Below are 12,960 nucleotides of genomic sequence, written 5' to 3'. Positions count from 1 at the left end.
TAATGAAACAACGAGTAAGGTTACGGTTGTTTGCCCTGATCAGATAACGTAGGATGTGCTGCATTGTGTGAATAGGCATTATACATCTGAAGCTTGGAGTGCTGGGCACTCTATTGGTCTGGAGACACCATGAAATCACTATTTCGTTTTGTTGGTTTGTTGTTAAAAGGGATCTGGAAAACCCTTACCTTTATCAGGCTGGCACTGACTAATCTTTTTTTCCTACTGACCATTGGCATCATTTATTTTATTTATACCCAAGCCGATGCTCCACTGCCCAGCCTCAATCAATCCTCCGCTTTAGTGCTCAATCTCTCTGGGCCGATTGTGGAGCAAAAGTCACAATTTAAAGCGATGGATTCTTTTGCCGGCAGCGCGTTTGGCGATGAATTACCACGTGAAAACGTGTTATTTGATATTGTTGAAACCCTACGCCATGCGAAAAATGACACCAAAATCACAGGATTAGTGTTGGCACTGGCCGATATGCCAGAAACCAATTTGACCAAACTGCGCTACATCGCCAAAGCGATCAACGAGTTTAAATCGTCCGGCAAACCGGTCTATGCGGTAGGAGATTTTTACAATCAGAGCCAATATTACCTCGCCAGCTATGCCGACAAAATTTACCTCGCGCCAGATGGTGCTGTGCTGCTCAAAGGCTACAGTGCTTACTCGATGTATTACAAAACCTTGCTGGAGAAATTAGAGGTCTCCACGCATGTCTTCCGAGTCGGCACCTACAAATCCGCGATTGAGCCTTTTATCCGCGATGATATGTCCGATGAAGCGCGTGAATCCGCCTCACGTTGGTTAACTCAGCTATGGAGCGCCTATCTCGATGATGTAGCGAGCAATCGCCAAATTGAGATCACTGCGCTAACCCCAAGCATGGATGAGTTTGTTGCACAGTTGAAAGCGGTCGGCGGAGATTTAGCCGCACTGTCACAACAAGTTGGCTTAGTCGATGAATTGGCAACCCGTCAGCAAATGCGCCAAGCGTTAAGCCAAACTTTTGGCAGTGATGGTAAAGAGAGCTATAACGCGATCAGCTACTACGAATACCAAACGAGCATCAAGCCAGCTCAGAATAATGCTGCTAACGATATCGCCGTGGTAGTCGCCAGTGGCGCGATTATGGATGGTTCACAACCGCGTGGCAGCATCGGCGGCGATACCGTCGCTGGATTGCTGCGTGAAGCGCGCAACGACAACAATATCAAAGCGGTCGTATTACGCGTCGATAGCCCGGGAGGCAGTGCTTTTGCCTCCGAAGTGATCCGCAATGAGATGGAAGCGCTACAAGCCGCAGGCAAACCCGTGGTGGTTTCCATGTCAAGCCTTGCCGCCTCAGGCGGGTACTGGATTTCGATGAGCGCCGATAAAATCGTCGCCCAACCCACTACCCTTACCGGTTCGATTGGTATTTTTAGCGTGATCACCACCTTTGAAAAAGGGCTTAACCAGCTTGGTATCTATACCGATGGAGTGGGTACGACGCCATTTGCAGGACAAGGCTTAACCACAGGGTTAACCCAAGGGGCGAAAGAGGCAATTCAACTGGGTATTGAGCATGGTTATCAACGCTTTATTTCGCTGGTGGCCGAAAAGCGTGGACTGAGCATCCAAGCCGTGGATGAGATTGCTCAAGGCCGAGTGTGGACCGCACAAGATGCGCTAAATCTCGGCTTGATCGATCAGTTGGGCGATTTTGACGACGCGGTGCGCCTCGCCGCCGATCTGGCCAAGCTTGAGCAATACAACCTGTATTGGGTGGAAGAGCCATTGAGCCCTATCCAGCAATTTTTACAAGACCTACTTGGTCAAGTACGGATTAATGCGGGTTTGGATATTGCCGCTCTGTGGCCTAAATCACTGCAACCTTTGCTCGGTGAGTGGCAACAACAAACCCACTTACTTAATCAACTGAATGATCCTAAAGGGCAGTATGCGTTCTGTTTGCCCTGCCAAGTTGAATAGTCTATTCGGTCACATCCCTTGATCTAGCGAGGCGCTTTACTCGAAGCGCCTCTTTTTATTGCAAGAGTTTTCGCTATAATCGCCGCACTGTTCCCTACACTGAGTGATTTCTCGCAATGGCCAGAAAACATATTTATATCGCCTATACTGGCGGCACCATTGGCATGAAAAAATCCGACCACGGCTACGTACCTGTAGCAGGATTTATGGAAAAACAGCTCGCTGGGATGCCGGAATTTCACCGCCCCGAAATGCCACTGTTTACTATCCATGAGTATGATCCGTTAATCGACTCTTCGGACATGACCCCGACCGATTGGCAAATTATCGCCGACGATATTGCCGCCAACTACGACAACTATGATGGTTTTGTGATCCTGCACGGTACGGATACCATGGCTTACACCGCCTCAGCCCTGTCATTTATGTTTGAAAATTTAGCGAAGCCAGTAATTGTAACAGGCTCACAGATCCCCCTTGCAGATCTGCGATCTGATGGCCAAGCTAACCTACTGAATGCATTGCATATTGCCGCCAACTACCCGATCAATGAAGTCACGCTATTTTTTAACAATCGTCTCATGCGTGGCAACCGGAGCCGTAAATCACACGCCGATGGCTTTAGCGCGTTTAGTTCACCAAACCTGCCACCATTGCTTGAAGCAGGGATCAATATTGAGCTCAGTGCCAATGTCAAAGTGGATGAAAAACCCAGCGGCGCATTTAAAGTCAACGCCATCACGCCACAACCGATTGGAGTGATCACCATGTACCCAGGTATTTCTCATGAGGTGATCCGCAATACTTTGCTCCAACCGGTGAATGCCATGATTCTACTCACCTTTGGCGTAGGTAATGCACCACAAAACCCACAACTGCTGGCTCAGTTGAAAGCGGCTTCAGAGCGTGGGGTATTGGTGGTCAATCTGACCCAGTGTCTCGCAGGCAAAGTGAACATGGGTGGTTATGCCACCGGTTGTGCGCTGGCCGATGCCGGGGTGATCAGCGGTTATGATATGACGCCAGAAGCGGCACTGGCCAAACTGCACTATCTGCTCAGCCAAAATCTGTCTTATCAAGAGGTGAAAACTCGGATGCAACAGGTACTGCGTGGTGAGATGACGCTTTAGTTTCGTCAACCATAACCCAATAAATCAGTGTATTTGATCACAGGTCGATATCATGAATTTGACTAAACCGCTACTGCTCGTCGCTAGCCTAACTCTGCTCAATGGCTGTTTCGAGAATCGTAACAATACCGAAAAACTGTGTACTGATAACCCCAACCTGCGCTGTGAGCAGCTTAATCTCGGTGATGGACAATGCCGTATTCCGCGCACTGACCTGATTTGGCATCGTTTTGAAATTTTGAAATCACCAAGTGATGATAAGATCATCAAAGAATATCAATTGGTCAGCACCTATCAACAATGCCTTGAGCTCGCTTCGCAGATCCAAGTAATTGACCAAGCCAAACTCAAAGAGAATCGCTTTAATGCGTTGATCAATGCGACCCAAGATCAAGAGCGGATTGTCGCCAAACTCAGACAATCCAATTCGCCCGCAGCACTCTATTTTTTATGGAGTCAAATTGGTGATAACCATGCTCGCCGGGCATTTTTGCAGCTCGAAGGCCAACCCGCGCTCGAAACCGCCGAAATGCAATACGCACTGGCTACGTTTTATACCGATCGCGACAAAGCCAAAACAGTGCAACTGTTGCATCGATCGCTAGAACTGGGTAATGGCAAACCACGTAATGTGGAGATCTTGCAAGCGTTAGCCAGTAATTATCATGCATTGCATAATCCAAAACAGGCGTATGTGTGGGCAATGGTGAGCAAAGAGTTTGGAGTCGCGGTTGCCTCAGCGGCAGAAATGAAACGGCTCTACCCGTTTAATCCACAGCAATTTGCTGAACTGGATCGCATCGCTAACACCATCACCAAAGCGCTGCGTAATGGCAGCTACAAACAATCGCTCATTGCCGAGCTGTGAATTGTCGGAAAAACCAACATCAGCGGTGCTAAACTCACCGCTTTATTCACTTTTTGTTGAAAACTAACGACACCGAATTAACACAAAAGCGTAACCCCGTCGTATTCGGGCCATCTTCAAACACATGACCAAGGTGGCTATCACAGGCAGCACAGCGGATTTCGGTGCGTACCATAGCGTGAGTAAGATCCTTTAAATAACGAATCGCTTGTGGATTGAGCGGTGCATCAAAACTCGGCCAGCCACAACCTGAATCGTACTTATTTTCCGAACTGAACAGTGCGGTCTGACAACAAGTACAGTGGTAAAAACCGGTCTCTTTATTGTGCAGCAAAATTCCGGAAAATGGCGCTTCTGTTCCCTGCTGACGGCAGATATGGTACTGCTGCTCGGTTAACTGCTCACGCCAGTATTCATCAGGCTTGCACTGATTTTCTGAGGTAAATTTCACGCTGTTGATTTCCTTATTATTTATCGTTTAGATCACCATTTCTTGGTGAAATAACTTGCCTAAGCCAAGCAATGTAGCACATACTTTTTACACTTTTTAAGTACAATTTTGTTATGTGTGTGAACGGAGATATCGCCACACGCAACACCAATTGGTAGGCATAACCCGCAGGTCTAAGTTTAAAAGTTCATCAGTTGCAAACAATTGTGAAAAAAAGCCGCGCTTTTTTTGACTTTGAACAAGTTAAGCCCGATTATCTGTTGCAGCTTTTAACTGGATTCTGTAATTTTACTACCAGTTATCTTTAATCAGAAATTAAGTTGTGGAGCAACTATAATGACTATCAAAGTTGGTATTAACGGTTTTGGCCGTATCGGTCGTTTCGTTTTTCGTGCAGCGCAAGAGCGCAATGACATCGAAGTTGTAGGTATTAACGACCTGATCGACGTAGATTACATGGCGTACATGCTGAAATATGACTCAACTCACGGCCGTTTCAACGGTACTGTTGAAGTTAAAGACGGTAACCTGATCGTTAACGGTAAAACTGTACGTGTAACTGCTGAACGTAACCCAGAAGATCTGAAATGGGATGCAATCGGTGTTGACGTAGTAGCTGAAGCAACTGGTCTATTCCTAGACGACGCAACAGCTCGTAAACACATCACCGCTGGTGCGAAGAAAGTTGTTCTGACTGGTCCTTCAAAAGACAAGACTCCAATGTTCGTAATGGGCGTTAACCACGCTTCTTACGCTGGTCAAGATATCGTTTCTAACGCTTCTTGTACTACTAACTGTCTAGCTCCTATCGCTAAAGTACTGAACGACAACTTCGGTATCGTATCAGGCCTGATGACTACAGTTCACGCAACAACTGCAACTCAAAAAACTGTTGACGGTCCTTCAGCGAAAGACTGGCGCGGTGGTCGTGGTGCTTCTCAAAACATCATCCCATCTTCAACTGGCGCAGCGAAAGCAGTAGGCGTTGTTCTTCCAGAACTGAACGGCAAACTGACTGGTATGGCTTTCCGCGTACCAACTGCCAACGTTTCTGTAGTTGACCTAACCGTTAACCTTAAGAACGGTGCATCTTACGAAGCTATCTGTGCAGCAATGAAAGCAGCTTCTGAAGGCGAACTGAAAGGCGTTCTAGGCTACACTGAAGATGCAGTAGTATCTCAAGACTTCATCGGTGAAGTTCAAACTTCTGTATTCGATGCTAAAGCAGGTATCGCGCTAACTGATAACTTCGTTAAAGTTGTATCTTGGTACGACAACGAAATCGGTTACTCAAACAAAGTTCTTGACCTGATCGCACACATCTCTAAGTAATGTGGTGATTAGCGAAGAAATTCGTTAGACAAAAAGGCGACTCTCGGGTCGCCTTTTTGGTATCTGGGATTTGGTCATTCAATATTGGAACCTCTTGATGTTATACCCCAACAACTTGGAGTTGCAGTTAGGCGACAAGTGAGTAAGTCCCCATGAGCATGGGTAAACTATGTGATTGGAGTGAACGAACACCGCTGCCGCTTCAAGTAGGAAGGCGATATCAATCTCAGATCCGGCTGAAATGCAGATTTAAGGAAATTAAGATGGATTTACATGCTTTGAATACCGTTGCGGTACTCTCTGATTGCGTTACGATTGCAGAACTAGACCAAATAAAAATTGTGCGGATTATGCACGATAAAGCCAGTGCGGCGATTTCGTTACACGGTGGACAGGTGATTTCCTTCCAACCTCAAGGCCAAGCGGATCTGCTGTGGATGAGCCCACAAGCAATTTTTGATGGCAAAACTGCGCTACGCGGTGGTATCCCAATTTGTTGGCCTTGGTTTGGCCGCATTGCAGCCCCTGCACATGGTTTTGCCCGCAGTCAAGAGTGGCAACTGATCGAGCATAGAGAAAATGAACAAGGTGTGATAGTAATGCTCGGATTACCGGTGACGAGTGAAAGCTTGGCACTGTGGCCCTACCAATTTGAGCTGCGTCTACAAGTTGAGATCGGAGCAAGCCTCAAAGTAACACTGCATATTACCAATACCGATCACCAAGCGTGGACATTTTCAGGCGCTCTGCACTCCTACCTTCAAGTGGGTGATATTCAACAGACCGAGACCACGGGTATTGGCCCAACTTACATGGATAGCCTGCAAAACAACCTGATTTGTTCTAGCCATGCGCCACTGACTCTCTCTGATGCGATAGATCGCGTTTATACCCAGCCTGAAGCACTAGTCACTATTCAAGACTCGCAACTGAATCGCAAGGTGATGATCGAAAATCAAGGCCATAATAGTGCTGTGGTGTGGAATCCTTGGTTACAAGGTGCACAAGCAATGGCCGATATGAACGATGAAGGATATCGACATTTCTTATGTGTTGAATCAACCCTACACGCCCCCTCATTAAGCGCAGGTAAAACTTTACAACCGGGGCAAAGCTATCAATTAATCACGCACATTTCAGCACAATAAAAACTCGCCTAACGCCTAAAAAGCAGTGCAATTAACGCTATTGTAAACGAACTTAACCTTCCAAAGCGCGTACACTGCTTTTCTTTCAATCAGTTACCTTTTTCGGTTGTAGCCCTACACGTTAATTTACGTTTTCAACATAGCGCTTAGCATAGCTCAAGGTATAATTAATGATTATGTACCGCATCATTTGGAAATCTAATGAAACCCCTCTATACCTACCTTAGTGTGCTGCCTTTATTATCTCTGTCACTGACCGCCCAAGCCTCTTCCGATAGAAATCAGCCAGGCTGGGACTTCACATTGAGTCTTAATAGCTTTTACGCACGCACTCAATCACAGATGAATACCAATGATGATAATGCGCTCACCCCCAATTTACAGCAATCGGGACACACCACATCTAAAATGCGATTCATGCCTTTAGGTAATGTGCAATACACTTTTGCTTCCGGAAAAACTCAATTTTTTGCTGGTCAAAGCTCCGATCAGGTGATTGAAGGGCAACTGCAAGCTGAACTCGGAATTACGCATAAATTTGATCAGCTTGGCCAAATCACCTTGGCATATTTTCCTGCCCTGCCAGGAGTTAATGAAACCTGGCGTGATCCTTATCTAACACAAGCGGCAAGATCGACCACCGATATCACCGCCCAAGGTGGGCGTATCGCCTATACCGCACCTTTTGCACTACCGCTCACGCTGCGCTACGCCTATCTAGATTACCAAGTGGATAAAGAGCAGAGTGCTAGCGAAGATAAATGGAGCGCTATAGACAGAGGATTACTCAATCGCAACAGTATCTACCAACAAATGTCAGCCGAAGTATCGCTACCAATCAGTCGAGCTTGGTCTTTAGTCCCGCAGGTCAGCTATACCAAACGCGATGCCGAAGGAGATGCATTTGATTTTAATGCACTAGATTACCAACTCAGTCTCAATCATTTTTTCGGCCAGCAAGCATTATTTATGACTCTCAGCTATGGCCAAGAAGACTACCAGACCGAACACCCGATTTTTTCCGCAACACGCGATGCTCAACGCTGGAGTGCATTTGCACTGTACGCTTATCGCGCACCATTTGGCTGGAAAAACGTATCACTGAACGCCATGGCTGGTATCCGAGAAACCAATGACGTGATCAACTTTTTTGATCAAAAATCCACTTTCCTCTCAACCGGGATCGCCTTTAACTTCTAACCAGTCAACTGACTCGCTGAGGCCGTGATTTAATTACGAGCCTCAGCGAGTCAGTAAAAGTTGAGCAGCGCTAAAACCAGCGTGTCACTTTTTATTTGATGCCACTATCGCTAAACTTAGCCGTCAATTTCGTTGTTTGAGACCACCATGACCTTTTTATGCCCCCTTTGCGAGCATCCACTCGTGCTAAATCACAACGCCTATTCTTGTGTTAATCGCCATCAGTTTGATGTCGCGAAAGAGGGCTATGTCAACTTGATGCCCGTCCAGCACAAACGCTCCAAAGATCCCGGCGATAACCAAGAGATGACCCAAGCTCGTCGACGTTTTTTACAAACCGGCCACTACGCGCCGATGCGTGAAAAAGTCGCGCAGCTGTGCCAAAAATACCTCACCGGCCATCAACAAACCCTGCTGGATATTGGTTGTGGCGAAGGCTACTACACCGATTTTTTTGCTAATGCTGTGCGCCAACAAGATGATTTGGCGCAAACGGTGGGGTTAGATATCTCTAAAGTCGCGATCCGTTACGCGGCAAAACGCTACCCAGATTGCCAATTTACCGTCGCCTCTAGCCACCGACTGCCATTTGCCGATCAAAGCCTTGCAGCTGTGATCCGCATCTATGCCCCTTGCAAAGAGAGTGAATTACAGCGCTGTGTACAACAAGGTGGCGTGGTGATCACCGTCACTCCTGCTGCACGTCATCTCTACCAATTTAAACAAGGCATTTATGACCAAGTACGCTTGCATCCAGAGCAAGCAGAGACCTTAGATGGGTTTGAACTGGTTGAAGAGTGCCAACTGCACTACCCAATGACACTCAATGGCTCAGAAGCGGCCGATCTTTTGCAAATGACCCCTTTCGCATGGCGAGCCAGTGAGACATTTAAACAGCAAGTCGGCAACAGCGAAACTTTTATGTGTGAAGCGGATTTTATGCTGCGAGTTTATTTACGAAAATAACTGATAATAATTCTCATTGATTGCGTATATGAGAGGCCTCCAGTACCATAAGCTTCATTTTATGGAGGCCATTTTATGCGCATGATTGCTGCACTGTTTCTTGCTATTAGTCTGACCGGCTGCTCAACAGCCCCCTCACCAATCAATACATTCTACGATTATCAGCTGGCGACACCACAAGGTGAATGGATCTCTATTCACCAACTTCCGTCTGAGATTAAAAATGCCGATGTTATCTTGATAGGAGAATGGCATACCCACGCTGGTATCCATCGCTTCCAGACTGATCTGCTTAAACAATTAGCCGAACAGGGTCACGCGATGACACTTTCGATGGAGCAATTTACCCGTGATGCCCAACCAGTGCTCAATGAGTATTTAGCGGGTAAAATTGGTGAGCAGTACCTGATCCAACAAAGCAATGCTTGGCCAAATTATGAAAGTGACTACCGCCCTTTAGTCGAACTGGCCAAAAGCCAACAACTGCCCATTCTAGCCGCTAATGCCCCGAAGCCCATCGTGCGCTGTATTGGTCAAATCGGCATTGAGTATATTGAGCGGCTAACCCCAGAGCAGCGCCAGTGGCTAGCAGCTGAAATCAACACTCAAGATTCGCCTTATAAACGCACCTTTATGGCTTCCATGCATCATGGCAATCCGGCTCAAAACGAAAATCAGTATGCTGCGCAAGTGACTTGGGATGAAACCATGGCCGAAAGTATTGTTACCTATCTTGCCGCCCATCCAGAACGCCAAGTATTGCACATTGCCGGTATGTTCCATACTCAACAGGGATTAGGAACCGCGGCCTCGATTCTACGTCGTAACCCAGAGCTCAACGTGGTGATCATTACCCCGGTCGGTGATGTCACCCATACTAGCCTTGATTATCAACTGCAGGTGCTAACGCCACCAGTGCGCTATGTGCAAAAAGCCCATCAAGCGGCTGCAATCCAAGCGCTGAAAAATCGCAATACTGATCTCATCTGCCAATAATACTCGGCTCTATCACTACAGGTCTAAAAATAGGCACAGCATTTGCTTGCCTATTTTTATCGGTAACGAACAAAAAGCGCACAAGTTTTTTCGATTGCCGCCGATACATTATCTGAGTGATGAGTTAGGAGAGAGAAATGAACCCAGTAGGCGCAGGAACCGTACAAACACGGCCATCCCACCCCAATCTAATTTCTCAGGCCCCAATTAAGCCAGACTCGACAACGACACCGTTATCAGTCGAATCGAACCGAGTGACTTTATCAGAAGAAGGTCGAGCCTTGTTGGCGGCATTACAGGAGCTTGAACGAGGCAGTACCGTTCCCACCAGTAAAGATAAGACGGTAGGAGATAAGGTGGAATCTTTCACCTATGGGGCATTAGGTATGGATCACCCAGATAACATGAAAAAAGTCGAGGACTCCTCCTACTCCGCAGGGCAATATCTTTCCGCAGCGGCAACCATAGGTGGTATTGTACTCGCCTTATTATGACCCATCACAGCTCAGCTGTGGTTGTGATAACACTATGATGGTAATTCATCGCGGTTTACACAAGGCTCAGGTGAGAGCCTTGCGTCTAGAACAAGTCAAAATATTAAGCCAACACTTCTCTCAGCCGCTCTTGAACCACTTGTACCAGCAAATCAGGTTGGAATTTAGAAATAAAACGGTTACAACCCACTTTCTGCACCATCGCTTCATTAAAGCTGCCACTGAGCGAAGTATTCAGTGTGATATAAAGATCTTGCATGCGCGGATCATTGCGCACTTCATTGGTCAGCTTATAGCCATCCATGCCTGGCATTTCGGCATCGGTGATCATCAACAGTAACTCTTGATAAATATTCTTACCTTGGTCGCACCAGGTTTGCAAAAGATGCAGCGCTTCTAAACCGTCACGACATTCGATGATGTTCAAACCAAGCTGTGAAAGGGTATCTTTTACTTGATTGCGTGCGGTTGAAGAGTCGTCAACGATTAACACCGTACGTCCTACCATATTATCGAGCAAAGCATGATCCAACACTTGTGCCGAGATCGAGGCATCATAATGCACAATTTCAGCCAGCACTTTCTCAACATCAATAATCTCGACGATTTGATTGTGCTCTTTAATATGAGTTATCGCAGTCAAATAATTAGCTTTACCGGCCGATTTGGGCGGTGGTTGGATTTCAGTCCACGCGGTATTAATAATGTTGCGCACCTGCCCAACCAGAAAACCCTGCACACTACGGTTATATTCGGTAATGATCAGGTTTTGTTCCGCCGCAGGATCTCGAGAGGGAGGGAAACCAATCGCTGAACGTAAATCGATCACCGGTACCGGCTCACCACGCAGTGAGGCGACTCCGGTGATGTGTGGGTGCGATCCTGGCATACGAGTCAAACGTGGAACTTTGATGACTTCTTTCACTTTAAACACGTTGATCGCAAAGATTTGACGACTATTGAGGCTAAACAGTAACAGCTCCAATCGATTTTCACCGACCAGATTCGTACGTTGATCGACCGTGTTCAAAATGCTTGACATACAAAATTCCGTTCAATAAAGAGTTAGCTAACAGTATACCGCTAGCTTACGCTTAAAATCCAAGTAAGACTGATATTCTCACCAAGAAAATCATTAAGTTAACCTTCTACTACTTTCATTAATAACAGGCCGTCATACAACGCCTGCTTGATCAATGCCGCACCAGGCATGGTCGCCTGTTTATAAAAACGTGACTCCACCAATGGCAAATCTTGATGATAAACCGGCAAACTCTGCTCACGAATACACTGCTCAATCGAAGGGTATAAAATCGCTTTCGCTTGATTAATCACACCACCAATCAAGATTTTTTCTGGGTTAAATAGGTTAATCACAATCGCAATCGCAGCGCCTAAATAACGGCCCAGTTGTTGAATGACATCGACAGCCAGTGAGTCACCGTCCGCCGCAGCGGCACAAATATCCTCAATCGAAATTTCTTCACTGGCAGCCAGGCAACTCGCTTCCCCTTCCATAATACGGGTTGTGACTTGATCGCGAATCGCTTGTGAAGATGCCACCGTTTCTAAGCAGCCATAATTTCCGCAATGACATGGTTTACCTTTAGGGTCAATTTGAATATGCCCTAAATCACCAATATTGCCATGTCGGCCTTGCAACACTCGCCCATCCAACACAATGCCAGCACCTAACCCATGATGAATAGAAATTAATATTGAATTATCAACATCTTGAGCATGACCAAACAATTTCTCAGCTAACGCCCAAGCCCGGGTATCATTGGCAACAAACACCGGTAGCCCTGTCGCTTTATAAATTGCCGGTCCTAACGCTAAGTTTTTCACATTGTAATGCGGCATTTGTAGCACAATGCCTTGTTCAGAATTCACTAAACCTGGCAGGGTAATCGCAATGCTGGTTACCCGATCTAACTGAGTGGCATAAGTTTGAAAAAACTCTTCAATTTCAAACAATAAACGGGAAAGTACATCATCTTGATCAATTTCATGAATATCAATTTTGGTATCGATCAGTACTTCACCACCCAGTTCGTGCAACGCAATTGTCAAATAGCCTCGGCCAAGACGCATCGAAAGAAATTGCCACCCGAAATTATTGGTTTGCAAACCAACCGCAGGACGCCCTCGACTGGTGGCTTCTTGTACTGTCGTTTCATGAATTAAATGGGCATCAATCAATTCGCGGGTAATTTTGGTGATACTGGCTGGCGCAAGCTCACTCTCCTTTGATAAATCAATACGAGAGATTGGCCCTTTTTGGTCGATCAGTTTATATACGCGGCCAGCATTGATCTGCTTGATATGATCAATATGGCCGGGTTGAGCCATGTACATGCGGCGCTCCGAAATTCAACAACAAACTAATTTTTTT

General features: G+C 46.4%; 12 protein-coding genes. 9 read left to right on the top strand and 3 right to left on the bottom strand.

Features of this window, described 5'->3' with window-relative positions; genetic code table 11:
* Positions 1-129: 129 nt before the first annotated feature.
* The 3 genes from sppA to PUN32_RS06410 all read left to right on the top strand — a co-directional run bounded on the left by sppA (position 130) and on the right by PUN32_RS06410 (position 3,978).
* Entirely contained in the window at positions 130-1,980 is a 1,851-nt protein-coding gene (sppA, locus tag PUN32_RS06420; RefSeq protein ID WP_274722307.1) for a signal peptide peptidase SppA, read from the top strand.
* A gap of 116 nt (positions 1,981-2,096) precedes the next feature.
* On the top strand, positions 2,097-3,110 hold the full coding sequence (ansA, locus tag PUN32_RS06415; RefSeq protein ID WP_274722306.1) for an asparaginase: 1,014 nt from the start codon (positions 2,097-2,099) through the stop codon (positions 3,108-3,110).
* A 52-nt stretch (positions 3,111-3,162) separates the two neighbouring features.
* Positions 3,163-3,978 carry a DUF2989 domain-containing protein gene (locus PUN32_RS06410; RefSeq protein WP_274722305.1) on the top strand — a complete coding sequence of 272 codons (816 nt, stop codon included), beginning with the start codon at positions 3,163-3,165 and terminating at the stop codon, positions 3,976-3,978.
* 46 nt (positions 3,979-4,024) lie between these two features.
* Here PUN32_RS06410 and msrB read toward each other — a convergent pair whose 3' ends face one another.
* A complete protein-coding gene (msrB, locus tag PUN32_RS06405; protein ID WP_274722304.1) occupies positions 4,025-4,429 on the bottom strand; it encodes a peptide-methionine (R)-S-oxide reductase MsrB in 405 nt (134 codons plus the stop codon).
* 336 nt (positions 4,430-4,765) lie between these two features.
* Here msrB and gap point away from each other — a divergent pair, with 336 nt between their 5' ends.
* The 6 genes from gap to PUN32_RS06375 all read left to right on the top strand — a co-directional run bounded on the left by gap (position 4,766) and on the right by PUN32_RS06375 (position 10,565).
* On the top strand, positions 4,766-5,761 hold the full coding sequence (gap, locus tag PUN32_RS06400; RefSeq protein WP_166013271.1) for a type I glyceraldehyde-3-phosphate dehydrogenase: 996 nt from the start codon (positions 4,766-4,768) through the stop codon (positions 5,759-5,761).
* Positions 5,762-6,024: 263 nt separating this feature from the next.
* A complete protein-coding gene (locus PUN32_RS06395) occupies positions 6,025-6,909 on the top strand; it encodes a D-hexose-6-phosphate mutarotase (protein WP_274722303.1) in 885 nt (294 codons plus the stop codon).
* Between the two features lie 201 nt (positions 6,910-7,110).
* A complete protein-coding gene (locus tag PUN32_RS06390) occupies positions 7,111-8,109 on the top strand; it encodes a DUF2860 domain-containing protein (protein WP_274722302.1) in 999 nt (332 codons plus the stop codon).
* Between the two features lie 147 nt (positions 8,110-8,256).
* Positions 8,257-9,075 (top strand): 23S rRNA (guanine(745)-N(1))-methyltransferase, encoded by an 819-nt coding sequence (gene rlmA / locus PUN32_RS06385; RefSeq protein ID WP_274722301.1) that lies wholly within the window; start codon positions 8,257-8,259, stop codon positions 9,073-9,075.
* A gap of 75 nt (positions 9,076-9,150) precedes the next feature.
* A complete protein-coding gene (locus PUN32_RS06380) occupies positions 9,151-10,071 on the top strand; it encodes a ChaN family lipoprotein (RefSeq protein ID WP_274722300.1) in 921 nt (306 codons plus the stop codon).
* Positions 10,072-10,208: 137 nt separating this feature from the next.
* The gene (locus PUN32_RS06375; RefSeq protein ID WP_274722299.1) at positions 10,209-10,565 is read left to right on the top strand and encodes a hypothetical protein; all 357 of its coding nucleotides are present in this window, start codon (positions 10,209-10,211) and stop codon (positions 10,563-10,565) included.
* A 103-nt stretch (positions 10,566-10,668) separates the two neighbouring features.
* Here PUN32_RS06375 and PUN32_RS06370 read toward each other — a convergent pair whose 3' ends face one another.
* A complete protein-coding gene (locus PUN32_RS06370; protein WP_166013276.1) occupies positions 10,669-11,607 on the bottom strand; it encodes a chemotaxis protein CheV in 939 nt (312 codons plus the stop codon).
* A 98-nt stretch (positions 11,608-11,705) separates the two neighbouring features.
* The gene (mlc, locus tag PUN32_RS06365) at positions 11,706-12,923 is read right to left on the bottom strand and encodes a sugar metabolism global transcriptional regulator Mlc (protein WP_274722298.1); all 1,218 of its coding nucleotides are present in this window, start codon (positions 12,921-12,923) and stop codon (positions 11,706-11,708) included.
* Positions 12,924-12,960 lie beyond the last annotated feature (37 nt).

The organism is Vibrio chanodichtyis (assembly GCF_028863985.1).
In the GTDB taxonomy this organism is placed as follows: domain Bacteria; phylum Pseudomonadota; class Gammaproteobacteria; order Enterobacterales; family Vibrionaceae; genus Vibrio; species Vibrio chanodichtyis.
This window is presented reverse-complemented; position numbering and strand designations above follow the sequence as displayed.